Source organism: Streptomyces sp. RFCAC02, from assembly GCF_004193175.1.
GTDB lineage: Bacteria > Actinomycetota > Actinomycetes > Streptomycetales > Streptomycetaceae > Streptomyces.
Genome location: NZ_SAUH01000001.1, coordinates 4,375,466 through 4,392,660 on the forward strand (window position 1 = coordinate 4,375,466; position 17,195 = coordinate 4,392,660).

Sequence of the window (17,195 nt, forward strand, 5' to 3'; positions counted from 1 at the left end):
CGTCAACCCCCGGAACCGCGTCAGGCGTCCTCGTCGTCCTCGTCGTCGAGCCGGGCCAGCCAGGTGGCGAGCCGTTCGACGGGGATCTCGAAGTCCGGGTTCAGGTCCACGAAGACGCGCAGCTGGTCGGCCAGCCAGCCGAGGCTGACCTCCTCGTCGCCGCGCCGCGACGCCAGCTCCTCGATGCCGCGATCGGTGAAGTACACGGGATGCTCCGGTGGGGAATGCGAGACAGGACAGGGAAGAAAAAGCCAGGATAGGCAACTGTCGGTAGCGACGGATAACCTGCACAGCACACCAGCGACGAGGGGGGTCCGATGAGTGGCACGACCGCCCGCCCGCGCCCGTCCGGCACCCCCGCGCCCGCCCGCCGCGGGGCCGTGGCACGGGGCGCACGGCCCGCCCGAGCGGTGGCACAGGGGGCGCGCGCATGACGACGACGGACCCCTTCGAGTTCCTCGCGCCGCTCGCCGAGGCGGCCACCGTACGCATCCAGGCACCGCCGGGCGGGTATGCCGTGGGCACGCGGGAAGCGCCCCCGTGGGGCAGTGGCTTCTTCGTGGCCCCCGGATGGGTGCTGACCTGCGCGCATGTGGCACTCGGCGCGGGCGGCGGCGAGGGAGGAGGACGCGAGGTGGGTCTCACCTTCGGCGACCTCGACACCCCGGTCCGCGGCCGGATCGAGTGGGCGCAGCCCTGGGAGTGCGCGCCGGACGGCTCCTGGGACGCCCCCGACCTCGCTCTCGTGCGGCTGCTCGACCGTGCCGCGCACGAGTGCGTGTGGCTCACCGAGCGCACCGCCCGCGTCTTCACCAGCAAGGAGGTCGCGTTCTTCGGCTGCGCCGGCGCCACCGCCGCCGGCCGCGTGGAGCCGGTCAGCGGCCGCTGCACCATCCGCGGCGAGATGGGCGGCGGCGGGCTGATGAAGCTGGGCGCCGAGGACGAGTTCCACCACGGCCTGTCCGGCGGCCCCGTCGTGGACCTGGAGCGCGGCGAGGTCATCGGGGTGCTGAAGGCCCGGCGCCCCCGCAAGGACGGCGGCCTCGCCACCTCCGTCATCCGCCTGCGCGGCCTGCCGTCGCCCGCCCTGCCCGTCACCGCCGAGCGCGACGACCTCTACGTCCGCGTCCTGCACGCCCACGACCGGCACCACGCCGCGCGCCACCGCGACGCCAGCACCCCCGGGTACACCTGGACGGACGCCCAGAGCCGGCTGCCCGCCACCGCCGAGCGCGCCCTGAGCCCCGGCAGCCGTGCCGAACTCCTCGGCCTCCTCGCCGAACTGCCGCCCCCCGTCTCCACGGCCGCCCTCGACCGCACCGTCACCGAGATGCTGCACCGCGAGCCGTACGGCGAGGCGCTCCACGACCTCCGGTACAAGAAGCCCCTCCCCGCCCCGCGCGGCTGGCGCGACGGGCTCGGCATGCTGTACGACCCGGGCCAGGGGCTCACCGAGCTGCAGATCGTCCTGCGCTACGCCGTGCACGCCGCCACCGCCGAACGGCCCTACCCGGCGGCGCACGGCGCGGAGCAGGCCGTCCTCGACTGGGCGCACGGGATGGCGTCCGGCGCGCCCCAACTGCCGCGCTGGTTCCGCAAGAGCCTGGAGACCGAGGAGAAGGCCCGCGTGCGCGCCCGCGTGCCCGCCGCCGGGCCGGGCGCCCTGCCGACGCCGCGGACCGCCGAGCTGATCGGCGTCACCGCCGACCTCGGCGGCCCGCCCGACCGCCTCACCGGCGCCGAGAACGGGCACCCGGCCGGCGTGCCCGGGCGCGCCGACGGACCGCCGCGGCCCCGCGCGCCCCGTCCCGAGCCGTACGCCCTGCTGGAGATCACCCCGAGCCCCTGGGAGTTCGGCCGGTACGACTGGCGGGTCTGCGCGGGCCGGGCCGACGGCGAGCTGATCCCCGTCGACGAGGAGTGCGGCGCCGCGGGTCCGGGCGAGCCGTCGGCGCGGCTGCGGGACGCGCTCGCCGAGGCCTTCCGCCGGGGGGACGAGCCGGACCGCCCGGTCCGGCTCCAGGTGGCCCTCCCGTACTCGCTGCTCGGCTTCCCCGTGGACGCCTGGCGGCTGGCGCCCGGCGGGCCGACCCTCGGCGAGCAGCGCCCGGTCGTCGTGCGCAGCACCGACCTCGTGCCCGAGGCGGAGGACACGGCCGAGTCGGCGGAGCTGCGCCGATTCCGCTGGCAGCGGCTCCACGACGGGCCGCTCGCGCCCGGCGTCCTCGACTGCGCGGACGGCGTCCCGCACCCGCTGCCCCCGCCCGCGGCGCTCAGCGAACTCGGCTTCGACACCCTGCCGGTCCTGTGCCGCACCCATGCCACGGGGGGCGAGCCCGGCGCGCTGCACCGGGTCATGGCGGGCGGCTACAACGTCGTCCTGTGGCGCCGCGACCTGGCCGACCGCGACCCCGACTGCACCGGGTTCCACGGCGGGGTCACCCGTGCCGTGACCGGCGCCGGCCACGCGGCCGCGCTGCCCGGCGAGCTGCGGCGGCTGCGCGCCGGCGTCGCGGCGGGGGACGGCGCGACCACGTGGTCGCGCGGCCTCGCCCTGCTGTACAACGATCCCGCCCAGCCCCTGCCGGGGGCGGGTATTCCGCTGGAGGCGCCATGAGCGGTGCCACCGCAGCAAACGAGACGTGGGCCGGGGCACCCGCCCCGGCGGGCGGGGCCGTACGGCCGGGACCGAGGCAACGAGGACGAGGAGCACGCTGTGGCAGTTACTGACCCGATGCCCGGCCCGCCGGAGAGCGGCGACGCGCAGCGTCCGGCCGGCCGTGAATGGCTCATCTACCGGGGCGCGGGGGAGCCGCACGACGGCATCCTCTCGCTTCCCAAGCCCCCGCCGTGGCGGGACTTCGACGGCCGTCCGCTGGTCGCGCCGGGCCCCGACATCGACAGCGCGTCCACGCGCCGCCTCGGCGCCCACCGGCACCTCGCGGAGCTGCACCGGCCGAGCGCAGAAGAGCTGGAGATCATCAACGCGGCGCTGTACCTGCGCCGCCCCCTCCTCGTCACCGGCAGCCCCGGCACCGGCAAGAGCACCCTCGCCCACTCCGTCGCGTACGAGCTGGGCCTCGGCCGGGTCCTGCACTGGCCGATCGTCAGCCGCACCACGCTGGAGGACGGCCTCTACCGCTACGACGCCATCGCCCGCCTGCAGGACACGCAGATCGCGGCGAGCAGCCGGGCGGCGGGCGCCCCGCAGCCGGCGGTGCCCGGCGGCATCGGCAGCTATGTGCGGCTCGGGCCGCTCGGCACGGCGCTGCTGCCGACCGCGAAGCCGCGCGTGCTCCTGATCGACGAGCTGGACAAGAGCGACATCGACCTGCCCAACGACCTGCTGAACGTCCTGGAGGAGGGCGCGTTCGGCGTCCCGGAGCTGGAGCGGATCGCGGAGCGCGAGCCGGAGGTCGACGTCCTGACCGACGACGGCACGAAGGTGACCGTCAGGGACGGCCGCGTCCAGTGCCACGCGTTCCCGTTCGTCGTCCTCACGAGCAACGGGGAGCGCGACTTCCCCGCGGCGCTGCTGCGGCGCTGCATCCACCTGGAGATCAGCCGGCCGGACCACGAGCGGCTGGCCACGATCGTCCGCGCCCAGCTCGGCGACGAACTGGCGCGGGTCGGCGAGGACCTGATCACACGTTTCCTGGAGCGGTCGCGGACCGAGCAGCTCGCGGCCGATCAGCTCCTGAACGCGATATACCTCACGCACCACGCCGAGCTGCCCACCCGGGACCGGCTGGCCGACATGCTCATCCAGCGCCTGGACCGGCCGAGGTAGGCCGCCATGTCGGAACCGGACGGCCCCCCCGGCGCGACCCCGTTCGCGGCCCTGATCGGCGCCCTGCGCGGCGCGCGCCTCGACCCGGAGTGGTTCGAGGTCGCCGACGCGCTCTGGCTCGCGCAGTACTGCGGTCCGCTCCCGTCCGGTGCGCGGGACGGGGAGGGGCCTGCAGCCGGCGACCCCGCCGGGCGGGGCGCGCCGCCGCTGCCAGGCCCGCGCACGGCCGCGGAGAACGGCCACCGGCCCACGCTCGACTCGCGGCGTTCGGCCGGCCCCCCGGAGCCCGCCGAACGCCCGGTGCCCCTGCACGCCGCGCGGCCCGGCACCGGGGCGGCGGAGTCCGCCGCGCGGGCCGCCGCCGTCGCGGTGGGCGTCCCGGCCGCCAGGACCCTGCCGGGACCCCTCGGGCTCGAACGCGCCCTCCGACCCCTCCAGCGGTACCGGCCGCCCGGCCGGCCGCCGCGCCGCTCCGCATCCCCCGACCTGGACGAACGCAAGACCGTGGAACGCACTGCCCGCGCCGGCGGGCTCCTGATGCCGGCCTTCCGAGACGACACACGGGGCCACACCGAACTGCAGCTCCTCATGGACGCGGCGCCCGCCATGCGGATCTGGCAGCGCATGCTCGGCGAGCTGGCCGAGGTCTTCACCCGGCTCGGCGCGTTCCGCGACCTCCAGGTGCACTACCTGCACCAGTCGCCCGACGGCGCGCCCGCGACGAGCAGCCGCTTCGACCCGGCGGGCGCCGTGCTGCGGCCCGCGCGCCAGCTCCAGGACCCCACCGGGCGGCGCCTCACCGTGGTCGTGAGCGACTGCACCGGGCCGCTGTGGAGCAGCGGCGGCGCGCACCGGCTGTTGCACGGCCTGGCACGGTACGCGCCGGTCGCCGTCGTCCAGCCGTTGCCGCAGCGCCTGTGGGCGAGGACGCGGCTGCCGGCGTCCGCCGGGATGCTGCGGCGCGAGGAGGGGTGGCCGGCCGCGGCGCGGCTGCGGTTCACGGCCGACGCCACCGGCTACCCGTCGCCGGCGCCGCCCGGCGCGGTGCCGATCCCCGTGCTGCCGCCCGCGCCGGCCGCGCTCGGCGCGTGGGCCGCGCTCCTGTGCGGGCCGGGCCCCGACGCCACCCGCGCGGCCGTCGGCTGGGTCCGCGCCGACCAGCCGCCCGCGCCCGTCCGCAGGTCAGGCGGGCCGCCGCCGACGGCCGCCGCGATGGTGGCGCGGTTCCGCGCCGGCGCGTCGCCGGGTGCGGCGCAGCTCGCCGTCTACCTGGCGGCGGCGCCGCTGTTCCTGCCGGTGATGCAGCTCGTCCAGCGCACCATGCTGCCCGACTCGGGGCCGGCCGAGCTGTCCGAGGTGCTGCTCAGCGGCCTCGTGCGCCGCCCCGGGGACGACCGCGACGACCGGTGGTACGTCTTCGCCGACGGTGTGCAGGACCATCTGCTCGCCGACCTCGGCCACGACGAGGCGCTCCTCGTCCTCAAGCACTGCTCCGCGTACGTCGAGCAGCGTTTCGGCCGCGGCGGGCCGAACTTCCCCGCCCTCGCCCTCGCCCAGCTCAGCGGCGGCGAGCGGGTGGCCGTCGTGCCGCCGCCGGCACCGGGGGCCGTCGTGGAGGGGCCGGCGGGGCACCGGCTGACGCAGCCGTTCGCCGAGGTCGCCGCCCGGGTCCTGCGCCGTTTCCTGCCGGAGACGCAGAGCGCCGCACCGCCGCCCGGCGCGTCCCCCGTGACCGGGCCGCAGGCCGCCGTGCGCGAGGCGCGGCGGCTGGCCGGGCGGTTCGCCGAGGACGGGAAGGTGCAGCACCAGCTCGACGCCGTACGGCTGTTGCGGCAGGCGGCCGAGGCGCAGCGGGCGCGGGGCGGCGGGACCGACCCGGAGCTGTGGAGCGAGCTGGCCGAGCAGCTCCTGAGCCTGTGGCGGGTGCAGCGTGACGGGGAGCTGCTGGCCGAGGCCAGGGCGGCGGCGACCACCGCCGCCGCGTTCCCCGGCTCGGTCCGTGCCCGCACGGCGCTCGCGCGGGTGCTGCACGCGGCCGCGGCCGAGCGCAGGGCCGAGGGCGACTCGGCCGGTGCCCTGGAGCTGTGGCAGCGTGCCGACCGGGAGTTCGCGGCCGTCTGCGCCACACCGGGGCTCGACCGCGCCGCGGCCCTCGGCGTCACGCTGGAGCGCGTCCAGGTCCTGGAGGAGCAGTGGCGCCTCGGCGGCGACACGGCGCTCCTCCAGGAGAGTGTCGGCACGGTCGAGGCCGTCGCCGACGCGTGGCCGCCGGGGGAGCCGCAGCCCAGCGGCCTGCCCCTCGCCCACGGCCGCGCGCTGCTGCGGCTCGCGGGCGCCGCGCACGACACGGAGCTCGCCCGCGTGTACGCCGGGCAGGCCGCCGGGTCGCTGCGGCGCGGCGGCTGGGCGCTGGAGTCGGAGCACGCCCCGGCCGGGGAGCGCGTCGCCGCGCTCCTCGACCTGGTCGACGCCCTGCTGCTGACCGCCGCCGACTGGCCGGCCGCGCAGGAGCCGATCGCGCAGGCCGCGCGGCTCGCCACCGATCCGGTGCAGCGCGCCGGCTGCCTGATCAGGGCGGGCCGGCTCGCGGTGCGCCGGTTCGAGGCGGACGGGCTGCCGGCCCATCTGGAGGAGGCCGCCGCCCGCTTCGGGGCGGCCGGCGGCACGGTCTCGCGCGACCGCCCCGAGTACAGCGACCTCATCGAGGAGTGGGGCGTCACGCTGCTGCGCCGCGCCGCGCTGCCGGACGGCGATCCGTTCGTCTCGCGCGCGGTCCGGGTGCTGCGCGACTGCCGCATGGAGACGCCGGGCGGGCACGCGCGGCTGTCGTACCGGCTGCTGACGCTGGGCCGCGCCCTCATGGTCCGCTACCGCGCCACCGAGGACCTGGTGGACCTGCGGGAGGCCGAGCACCTGTTCAACCGGTCGGTGCACCAGGCCGGCACCTCGGTCGGGCGGGCCTGCGCCTGGTTCGAGCTGGGGGAGACCCACCGCCGCGCCTACCGTCACACACGGCGCCCCGAGCGTCTCGAACAGGCCGCCGACGCCTACCGCAGGGCCGCGTCCGAGGCCCGCACGGCGCGGGAGGAGCCGGCGTCCGACGGCGGCTCGCCGGACGAGGCGATACGCCTGGCCGCGCGGGCACTGCACCAGCGCGGTGTCGTGTTCGAGGTGGCGCGCCGTCCGCTCGCCGCCGCCGACGCGTACCGGTCGGCCCTGGAGCTGTGGCACCTCCTGCCGGACGGCGCCGCGGCGGGCGAGCCGACCCGCACGCGGCTGGCGGGGCTGCGGGGGGAGCGCTGAGCCGCGCGGCCGTACGGGGGCGCGGCACGGTCACCCGGCCGTGCGCCCCCTGCTTCGCCGCCGTGGACGTGCCGCGTTTCCCCGCCGCACGCCGCGGGCATTCTCCGCTCCGCCACTGCCATGGAGGAGACATGACGACGAGCTACCGGCACACGGCGCCCGGCACCGCCGCCACGGGCGCCGGTGCGCATCCGCCCGACCTGCCCGGTGCCCCCGGCCTCTCCGACCGGTCCGGCCTCCCGGACGTGCTGGGCCTCAGCCTCGCCGAGCTGCGGCGGCTCGACCACCCGGTGCTCAGCGAAGTCCTCGACGACCTGCGGGACCGCGTGGTGCGGCAGCGCGAAGGGCTGTGGGGATTCACGCAGTTCAGCCAGTTCGACCAGGCGATGCCCGACGTCTGACCGGCACCCGCGCCGATCCGAAGGCTTTCGGACCTTTCGCGCGCCGATACGGACAGGGGCCGAAGCCATCGTTTCATTCCCCGCCATGGACGGAACACTTCCCCGGGAGCCGCGCCCAGCTCAGCGCCGCTCCACGACCGGGGACAGGGGGACGACGCAGGTGCACGGGACGCCGGAGACCGCCCGGCACGGGCCCGGCGGCCGCCCGGGCACGATGCCCTTCCAGCAGTTCATCGTCAAGGTCAACAGCCGCTGCAACCTGGCCTGCCGCTACTGCTACATGTACTTCGCCGCCGACGCCGGCTGGCGCGGCCGCCCCGTCACCGCCTCGCCCGGGATGCTGCGCCGCACCGCCGAACGCATCGCCGAGCACGCAGCAGCCCACCGCCTGCCCGCGCTCTCCCTCGTCCTGCACGGCGGCGAGCCCCTCCTCACCGACCCCGCCGACCTCGGCGCCTTCGTCGCCGACGTGCGCCGCCGCGTCCCCGACGGGTGCGCCGTGCACGCCACCGTCCAGACCAACGGGGTCCTGCTCACCGAGGAGAAACTCACCGTCCTCGCCGCCCACGGCATCACGGTCGGCCTCAGCCTCGACGGCGGCCTCGCCCGCCACAACCGCCGGCGCGTCGACCACGCGGGACGCCCCTCCTGGCCCGCCGTCGAACGCGCCGCGCGCCTCCTGGCCGAGGACCGCCACCGCGCCTCCTGGTCCGGGGCCCTCTGCGTCATCGACCTGGCCGACGACCCCGCCGAGGTCTACACCTCGCTGCTGGACCTCGCCCCGCCCGCGCTCGACTTCCTCCTCCCGCACGGGAACTGGACGCATCCGCCCGACGGCCTCCCCGCGCCCGCGGACGCGCCCGCCCCGTACGGGGACTGGCTGTGCACCGTCTTCGACCTGTGGTGGCACGCCGACCGCCGCAGGACGCGCGTCCGTCTCTTCCAGGAGTGCATCGCCCTCATCCTCGGCCTGCCCGCCGCCACGGAGAGCCTGGGCCTCCAGCCGTTCACCGCCGTGGTCGTCGAGACCGACGGCGCCATCGAGCAGGTCGACTCCCTGAAGACCGCCCACGACGGCGCGGCCGCCACCGGCCTCGACATCTTCTCCGCGCCCTTCGACGCCGCCCTCGCCCACCCCGGGGTCATGGCGCGGCAGGCGGGCCGCGCCGCCCTCGCCCCTGCCTGCCTGGACTGCGCCCTCGTCGACGTGTGCGGCGGCGGCCACTACGCCCACCGCTACCGCGAGGGCACCCCCGACCCGTTCCGGCACCCCTCCGTGTACTGCGCCGACCTCCAGCGCCTCATCGGCCACATCTCCGCGGCCCTCCACCGGGCGGTCGCCGCATGACCGTCACCCTCACCGAGGACGACGTCCGCGCACTCGGCGCGACCGAGGGCGCGCACGACACCCTCGCCCGGCTCGCCGCCGGCCAGCACACGCGGCGGATGCTCCTGCTGCGCGTCCTCCTCGACGCCCTGGAGTCCGCCGGAGCCACCACGGGACCGGCCGCCGCCCTGGCACGCGACCACGCCCGTCTCCTGGAGAACGCCGAGCGCGCCGCCCCGGACGCCGCCCGCCGGGTCCTCTTCTACTCGCTCACCGGACCGCTGGCCGAACGCTGCGTCAAATGGCTCCAGCCCGGCGCGGCCGGCGCCCCGGGCGACGGCGCCGACGCCGCCCGCGACCTCGCGCACCTCGGCTCCCTCGCCGCGGCGGCCGCCGCACGCTCGGGGCTGCGGTTCACCGCCCGCGTCCCCGTCCACGACGGCCGCGTCACCCTGCCGACCCTCGGCGCGCTGCGGTGCCCGGCGCCCGACGGCACCGTCGCCGAACTCGGCGGCGACCCCGGGCACCTGATCCTCACCGCGCCCGGCCGTGCCCCGGCCGCGGTCCACCGCGACCCGGCGGGCACCTGGCACTCCGACGACCCCGGCTGGCTGCCCCTCCACGTCCTCGACGGCGGCCCGCGGACCGTGCTCCTCGACGACCTCGACCAGGGCCGGCTCGCCGACCGGACCGGCCCCCTCGACCCCGGGGAACGCGCCCACTGGACCGGCCTGTGGCACGGCGCCCTGCCCCTCCTCGGCCTCGGCGGCGCCGCCCGCTCCGCCGAACTCGCCCTCCTCGACTGCATCGTGCCCCTCGCGGGACCGCCCACCGGCGTCGGCACCAACGTCGGCGCCAACCACGCCAGCGGCACCAGCCCCAGCGCCTTCGGCGCCGTCATGGCGAGCACCCCGCCGAGCGCCGCCCACCTCGCCGCCGGCCTCGCCCACGAACTGCAGCACGCCAAACTCGCCGCGCTCTCGGCCCTCACGCCCCTCCACACCGCCGACGACACCTGCGCGCACTGGGCGCCCTGGCGCCCCGACCCCCGCCCGTTCGACGGACTGCTCCACGGCGTCTACGCCCACCTCGCCCTCGCCGGCTTCTGGCAGCACCTGGCCCTCGCCCTGGACGACCCCGGCGAACGCGACCACGCCTGGGCCGCCCACGCCCGCTGCCACGCCCAGGTGGGGGCCGTCCTGCCGACCCTGCGCGGCAGCCGCCGCCTCACCGACGCGGGCCGCGTCTTCGTCGGCGCCCTCGCCGGCCGGCACGAACAGCTCCGCGACCCGGCACCCCCCGAGGGGCACCTCGTCCGCGCGGCGGCGTACGTCGAGACGGCGCACACCCTCTGGCTGCGCCGTCATCCCCGACGAACGGTTACGTGACGTACCCGCGGTGTATGTTCCTGGACGAGGGAACTGACGGGCCGTCGCGTCGCGTCGGCCTCTCGGGGGGGAGTCACCGTGCCGGGTTTCGAGCGACAGAACCGTACGACCGCTAAGGACACCGCAGTGAGCAGCCAGGACCACCGGGTGACCATCAGCTTCGCCGGCTTCAACCGGGCCTGGGCCGCCTGGATCCGCGACCGCCTGGAGCGGCACGGCTTCGAGGTGGCCGTCCAGCGCTGGGACCCGCCGGTCGGTGTGCCGCTCACCGAGGCGCTGCGCGACCTGCTGTTCCTGGAGGGCCGCGTTCTCGTCATCCTGTCCGACTGGTACTTCAAGCTCGGCCCGCGCACCGACGACGAGTGGAACGCCGCGCTGCGCTCCGTCGTCGCGCCGAACGCGCACCGGTTCGCCGCCGTCTCCGTCTCCGCGCAGGAGATGCCCCGCGCCACCACGGCCTTCGGGGGTGTCGTGGAGCTGTGGGGCACCGGAGCGCGGGAGGCCGAGCGGCGCCTCGTGAAGCTCCTCGGTCCGCCCCCCGCGGAGAAGACCCCCACGCTCGGCGGCCGCCAGGGCCCGCGCTTCCCCCAGGAACAGCCGCACGTCTGGGGCGGCGTCCCCCGGCGCAACGTCCGCTTCACCGGCCGTGAGTCCACCATGCAGGCGGTGTACTCGACGCTCCAGCGGGCGCAGTCGGGCGCCGGCGTCGTGACCCTGTGGGGCATGTCGGGCGTCGGCAAGACGCAGATCGCCGCCGAGTACGTGCACCGCTTCCAGACGGAGTACGACGTCGTCTGGTGGGTCCCGGCCGACCAGCGCGGCATCCTCCGGCAGCGGCTCGCCGCCCTCGCGCCCGACCTCGGCCTCGTCACGGGCCACGAGTACGGCGAGCGGCTCCGCGCCGTCCGCGAGGCCCTGCGCCGCGGCCGCCCGTACTCCCGCTGGCTGCTCGTCCTGGACGGCGCCGACGACCCGGCGCCCATCGCGGACGACGTGCCGAGCGGCCCGGGCCACGTCCTCATCACCTCGCAGAACCGCCAGTGGGAGGACTACAACACCCATCTCCACACCGTGGGGACGTACGAGCGCGACGAGTCCGTCGCCTTCGTACGGCGGCGCGCGCCCCGCATCGACCCGGCCGAGGCCGACCTGCTCGCCGAGGCCCTCGGCGACCTGCCGCTCGCCCTCGACCAGACCGCCGGCTGGCTCAACGACGCCGCCATGTCCGTCCGGGACTACGTCGAACTCCTCCGCTCCGGCACGGACGTCGAGGCCAGCCTCCGTGTCGCGCCGGACTTCCCGATGACGTACTACATGGCGTTCTCGATACTGCTGAACCGCCTGCGCGAGACCGTCCCCGAGGCCGTGGACCTGCTGCGCCTGTGCTCCTACTTCGCGCCGGGCGCCATCCCCGTCCAGCTCGTCCGCTCCGTCCCGGCCGCCGACCTGCCCGAGCGCCTCGCCGAACTGCGGGAGGACCCCCTCCGCTGGAACGCCGCCATCAGCAAGCTCGTCCAGTACTCGGTCATCCGCTGGGAGATGCCGGAGCACCGCACGGACCCCGAGGACGGCACGATCCACCTGCACCGCATGGTCGCCCAGACCGTGCAGACGGGCATGTCCAAGGCCGACCAGGAGCAGTTCTCGCGCGCCGTGCGCCGCGCCCTGGCCGCCGCCGACCCGCAGCGCTTCAGCGACACCCGCCGCTGGTCCCGCTTCGCGAAGATCGTGCCGCACCTGGAGGCGTCCGGCGCGCTGCGCAGCCGCCACGGCGACATGCACCGGCTCATCCTCAACTGCCTCCACTACCTCTACAACGCCGGCGAGTACACCTCCGGCATCCAGCTCGCCCAGCGCACGGAGGCCGCCTGGCGCGACGTCCTCGGCTCCGACCACCCGCTGCTGTGGGAGCTGAGCTCCCAGTACGCCACCCTGCTGCGCGCCACCGGTGCCTACGCGCGCACCGAGCGCATCGACCGCGCCGTCATCGACCACCTGACGGCCGAGCGCGGCCCGGAGGACCTGACCGTCCTGCGCGCGCAGGAGGGCCTGAGCGCCGACCTGCGCGGCCTCGCCAGGTACGCGGAGTCGCTCCGTGTCAGCCGCCACGTCGAGGACACCTACCGCGGCCTCCTCGGGGACACCGACCCCCGCACGCTCAACGCCCAGAGCAACGTGGCCGACTCCCTGCGCCTCCTCGGCCGCTGGGCCGAGGCCGCGCGCACCGACCGGGAGAGCCTCCAGCTCCGCCGCGAGACCCTCGGCGCCCGGCACGCGTGGTCGCTCAGCTCGGAGCTCATGTACGCCTGGGACCTGCGCCTGCTCGGCCGCTACGCCGAGGCGCAGTCGATCCAGGAGCAGAGCGTCCACGTCCACCGGGAGATCCTCGGCAGGGACCACCCGCAGACGCAGATGGCCGAGCTGAACCTCGCGCTGTGCCTCCTGCGGTCCGGCGACCGGGGTGAGGCCCACGCCCGGCTGGCCGACCTCCTGGAGCGCGCCGAGCGCGTCACCGGCGAGCTGTCGCCGCAGACCCAGATCATCGCCACGGCCTACTCGTTCGTGCAGCGCGCCCACGGCAACCTCGACCAGGCCCGCGCCATCGGCGAGCGCGCGATGGAGCACTACCTCAGCACGCTCGGCGCCGAGCACCCCTTCACCATCGGCACCACGGTCAACCACGCCCTGGTCCTGCGCGCCGCGGGGGAGCGGCAGCAGTCCCACCTCATCACCGAGGAGTGCCTGGCCGACATGACGTCCGTCCTCGGCCCCGACCACCCCTGGACGCTCGGGGTCGCGATCAACGCCAGCGCCGGCCGCAGCCTGGAGGGCGACGTCGAGGGCGCAGCCGAGCTGAGCCGCGACACCGCGGGCCGCGCCGCCGCCGTCGTCGGCCGCACGCACCCGCTGTACCTGTCGGCGCAGGTCGCGTTCGCGACCGACCTGCGCAGCCTGCGCCTGCGGGACGAGGCCGACGCCGTCGAGGAGGACGCGCTCAACGGCCTGCTCACCACCCTCGGCTCCCAGCACGTCCACACGGTGAGCGCCCGCTCACGCGTCCGCCCCTACTGGGACTTCGAGCCCCTGCTCACCTGACGCGGAGCGCCCGGCGCCCGTCCGCACACGCCGGAGGGCCGGCCCCCGCGAACGGGGACCGGCCCTCCACAGGCTGTGCGCCGCGGCCTCAGATGTCGAAGACCTCGTCGGCCAGCGCCTGCTGCTCGGCCTGGTGCCGCTTCGCCGACCCCACCGCCGGGGACGACGACGCGGGCCGGGAGATGCGGCGCAGCTTCGACGCCGCGTCGACCTGCTCGACCAGGTTCAGCGCGATGAACGGCCACGCGCCCTGGTTCGCCGGCTCCTCCTGCGCCCACACGACCGACTCGGCGTTCGCGTACCGGGCGAGCTCGGCGCGCACCTCGTCGGCCGGCAGCGGGTACAGCCGCTCCAGACGCACCAGCGCGACGTCCTTGCGCCCGAGCTTCTCGCGCTCGGCCGCCAGCTCGTAGTACACCTTGCCGGAGCACAGCACCACGCGCCGCACGCCCGCCGGGTCCACCGTGGTGTCCCCGATGACCGGCCGGAAACCGCCCTGGGTGAACTCCTCCACCTTCGAGGTGGCGGCCTTCAGCCGCAGCATCCACTTCGGCGTGAAGACGACCAGCGGCTTGTGGTGCGGGTTGTGCACCTGCCAGCGCAGCAGGTGGAAGTAGTTCGACGGGACGGTCGGCAGGGCCACCGTCATGTTCTTCTGCGCGCAGAGCTGGAGGAACCGCTCGATGCGGGCCGACGAGTGGTCGGGACCCTGGCCCTCGTAGCCGTGCGGCAGGAGCAGGGTGACGCCGGAGGTCTGGCCCCACTTCTGCTCGGCCGACGAGATGAACTCGTCGATGACGGTCGCCGCGCCGTTCGCGAAGTCGCCGAACTGCGCCTCCCACATGACGAGGGCCTGCGGGCGGGCCAGCGAGTAGCCGTACTCGAAGCCCATCGCCGCGTACTCGCTGAGCAGGGAGTCGTAGACGTTGAACCGGGCCTGGTCCTCCGTCAGGTACAGCAGCGGCGTGTAGTCCTCGCCCGTCTTGCGGTCGATGAGCACCGAGTGCCGCTGGCCGAAGGTGCCGCGCCGCGAGTCCTGGCCGGCGAGGCGCACCGGGGTGCCCTCCATCAGCAGCGAGCCGATGGCGAGCAGCTCGCCCATGGCCCAGTCGATCGTCCCGTCCTCGACCATCGCCGCGCGCCGCTGGAGCTGCGGCAGCAGCCGCGGGTGCACGGTGATGTGGTCGGGGATGTTGACCTGGGACTCGGCGATCCGCTTGACGACCTCCTCGTTCACCGCCGTCTCGATCGCGACGGGGAACTCGGGCTTCGGCGCCGTCACCTCGGCCGGGGCCGGGGTCACGGTGGCCTCGCGGACCTCCTTGAAGACCTTCTCCAGCTGGTTCTGGAAGTCCTGGAGGGCCTGCTCCGCCTCCTCCAGCGTGATGTCGCCGCGCCCGATCAGCGACTCGGTGTACAGCTTGCGCACCGAGCGCTTCTTGTCGATCAGGTCGTACATCAGGGGCTGGGTGAACGACGGGTTGTCCGTCTCGTTGTGGCCGCGGCGGCGGTAGCACACGAGGTCGATGACGACGTCCTTGTTGAACGCCTGCCGGTACTCGAACGCCAGGCGCGCCACGCGGCACACGGCCTCGGGGTCGTCGCCGTTCACGTGGAAGATCGGCGCCTCGATCATGCGGGCCACGTCCGTGCAGTACGTGGAGGACCGCGCGGCGGCCGGGCTCGCGGTGTAGCCGACCTGGTTGTTGATGACGACGTGGATCGTGCCGCCGGTGCGGTAGCCGCGGAGCTGCGACATGTTCAGCGTCTCGGCGACCACGCCCTGGCCGGCGAACGCGGCGTCACCGTGGATGAGGACCGGCAGGACCGTGAAGTCCTTGCCGCCGCGCCCGATGAGGTCCTGCTTCGCGCGTGCGACGCCCTCGACGACCGGGTCCACGGCCTCCAGGTGGGACGGGTTCGCCGTGAGGGAGACGGTGATCTGCTCGCCGGACAGGCCGGTGAACGTGCCCTCGGTGCCGAGGTGGTACTTCACGTCGCCGGAGCCGTGCATCGACTTCGGGTCGAGGTTGCCCTCGAACTCGCGGAAGATCTGGGCGTACGACTTGCCGACGACGTTGGCGAGGACGTTGAGCCGGCCGCGGTGGGCCATGCCGACGACGACCTCGTCCAGCTTGTCGGCCGCCGCCTCGTCCAGGACCGAGTCGAGCAGCGGGATGACCGTTTCGCCACCCTCGAGCGAGAAGCGCTTCTGGCCGACGTACTTGGTCTGCAGGAAGGTCTCGAAGGCCTCCGACGCGTTCAGCCGGCGCAGGATGCGGAGCTGCTCCTCGCGCTCCGGGGGCGTGTGCGGACGCTCCACGCGCTCCTGGATCCAGGTGCGCTCCTTCGGGTCCTGGATGTGCATGTACTCGATGCCGGTGGTGCGGCAGTACGAGTCGCGCAGGACGCCGAGGATGTCGCGGAGCTTCAGCATCGACTTGCCCGCGAACCCGCCGACCGCGAACTCCCGCTCCAGGTCCCACAGCGTGAGCCCGTGCTCGGTGATGTCCAGGTCGGGGTGGCGGCGCTGGCGGTACTCCAGCGGGTCGGTGTCGGCCATGAGGTGGCCGCGCACGCGGTAGGAGTGGATCAGGTCGAAGACGCGCGCCGCCTTCGTGACCTCGTCGTCGTGGTTGACGTCGATGTCGACGTGCCAGCGGATCGGCTCGTAGGGGATGCGCAGCGCCTCGAAGATGCTGTCGTAGAACCCCTCCTCGCCCAGCAGCAGCCGGCTGATCTGGCGCAGGAACTCGCCCGACGCCGCACCCTGGATGACACGGTGGTCGTAGGTGCTGGTGAGGGTCATCACCTTGGAGACGCCGAGGCGGTTCAGGGTGTCCTGCGAGGTGCCCTGGAACTCCGCCGGGTACTCCATGGCACCGACGCCCAGGATGACGCCCTGACCGGGCATCAGGCGCGGCACCGAGTGGACGGTGCCGATGCCGCCGGGGTTGGTGAGGGAGGCGGTGACGCCCGAGAAGTCGTCCATCGTCAGCTTGCCGGCGCGGGCGCGGCGGACGATGTCCTCGTACGCCTGCCAGAACTCGAAGAAGGAGAGCGTCTCCGCCTTCTTGATGCCGGCGACGACGAGCTGGCGGTCGCCGTTCTTGCTGACCAGGTCGATGGCCAGACCGAGATTCACGTGGTCCGGCTTGACGAGGGTCGGCTTGCCGTCCTTCTCGGTGTACGAGTGGTTGATGGCCGGCATGGCCTTCAGCGCCTGCACCATCGCGTAGCCGATGAGGTGCGTGAACGACACCTTGCCGCCACGGGCGCGCTTCAGGTGGTTGTTGATGACGATGCGGTTGTCGAACAGCAGCTTCACCGGGACGGCGCGGACCGAGGTGGCGGTCGGCAGGTCGCGGGAGGCGTTCATGTTCTTGGCGACGGCGGCGGCCGGGCCGCGCAGCGTCACGAACTCGGGGCCGTCCTGCGCGGCCGGCGCGGGCTCGGCCGGCGCGGGGGACACGGGCTTGGGCGCCGGCGGCCGCTGGCCGAGCGGCTTTGCAGGCGCGGACTTCGCCGGGGCGGGCGCCGCGGCCTGCTGCGCGGGCTCGGCCGGAGCGGCGGGCTTCCCCGGCGCCGACGCGGCTGGGGCGGCGGCGGCCGGGGTCCGCTGCTGCGCCGCGGCGCCGCCGTCACCTCCCGGCTTGTAGTCGGCGAAGAAGTCCCACCAGGCGCGATCCACGGAATTCGGGTCCTGGAGGTACTGCTGATAGATCTCGTCGACTAGCCACTCGTTGGCACCGAAGCCGTCCGCGGGGTTCTTCCCCCCGGACGGGTCAGTGTCGGTGTTCGAGGTGTTCGGAGACTGTGGCGACACGGCGGCAACCGCCCTCTTCCGCTTCGCAAGGTGATGGACAGCGGGAATCAAGGCTACGCCTTGG

The 17,195-nt window shown here is 75.0% G+C and carries 9 protein-coding genes; 7 read left to right on the forward strand and 2 right to left on the reverse strand.

Annotated elements, in window-relative coordinates; translation table 11 throughout:
* Positions 1–20: 20 nt before the first annotated feature.
* A complete protein-coding gene (locus tag EMA09_RS20350) occupies positions 21–206 on the reverse strand; it encodes a DUF6104 family protein (RefSeq protein ID WP_129842428.1) in 186 nt (61 codons plus the stop codon).
* Between the two features lie 224 nt (positions 207–430).
* On the opposite strand from EMA09_RS20350, the gene EMA09_RS20355 reads away from it, so the two are divergent.
* From EMA09_RS20355 to fxsT, 7 genes are all read left to right on the forward strand, one after another.
* On the forward strand, positions 431–2,617 hold the full coding sequence (locus EMA09_RS20355) for a trypsin-like peptidase domain-containing protein (RefSeq protein WP_129842429.1): 2,187 nt from the start codon (positions 431–433) through the stop codon (positions 2,615–2,617).
* A gap of 117 nt (positions 2,618–2,734) precedes the next feature.
* Positions 2,735–3,790 carry a MoxR family ATPase gene (locus EMA09_RS20360; protein ID WP_129844158.1) on the forward strand — a complete coding sequence of 352 codons (1,056 nt, stop codon included), beginning with the start codon at positions 2,735–2,737 and terminating at the stop codon, positions 3,788–3,790.
* 6 nt (positions 3,791–3,796) lie between these two features.
* Positions 3,797–7,093, forward strand: coding sequence for an SAV_2336 N-terminal domain-related protein (locus EMA09_RS28460; RefSeq protein ID WP_168220770.1), 3,297 nt, complete (start codon positions 3,797–3,799; stop codon positions 7,091–7,093).
* 131 nt (positions 7,094–7,224) lie between these two features.
* A complete protein-coding gene (gene fxsA / locus EMA09_RS20370; protein WP_129842430.1) occupies positions 7,225–7,494 on the forward strand; it encodes an FxSxx-COOH cyclophane-containing RiPP peptide in 270 nt (89 codons plus the stop codon).
* Between the two features lie 214 nt (positions 7,495–7,708).
* Positions 7,709–8,842, forward strand: coding sequence for an FxsB family cyclophane-forming radical SAM/SPASM peptide maturase (locus tag EMA09_RS20375; protein ID WP_129844159.1), 1,134 nt, complete (start codon positions 7,709–7,711; stop codon positions 8,840–8,842).
* Positions 8,839–10,209: an HEXXH motif-containing putative peptide modification protein gene (locus EMA09_RS20380; protein WP_129842431.1), complete on the forward strand. Its 1,371-nt coding sequence runs from the start codon at positions 8,839–8,841 to the stop codon at positions 10,207–10,209. The genes EMA09_RS20375 and EMA09_RS20380 overlap by 4 nt, the downstream gene beginning before the upstream one ends.
* 126 nt (positions 10,210–10,335) lie before the next feature.
* Complete coding sequence (gene fxsT, locus EMA09_RS20385) at positions 10,336–13,305, forward strand: FxSxx-COOH system tetratricopeptide repeat protein (protein ID WP_129842432.1); 2,970 nt, start codon at positions 10,336–10,338, stop codon at positions 13,303–13,305.
* Positions 13,306–13,393: 88 nt separating this feature from the next.
* Here fxsT and EMA09_RS20390 read toward each other — a convergent pair whose 3' ends face one another.
* A complete protein-coding gene (locus EMA09_RS20390; RefSeq protein ID WP_129842433.1) occupies positions 13,394–17,131 on the reverse strand; it encodes a multifunctional oxoglutarate decarboxylase/oxoglutarate dehydrogenase thiamine pyrophosphate-binding subunit/dihydrolipoyllysine-residue succinyltransferase subunit in 3,738 nt (1,245 codons plus the stop codon).
* Between the last annotated feature and the right edge of the window lie 64 nt (positions 17,132–17,195).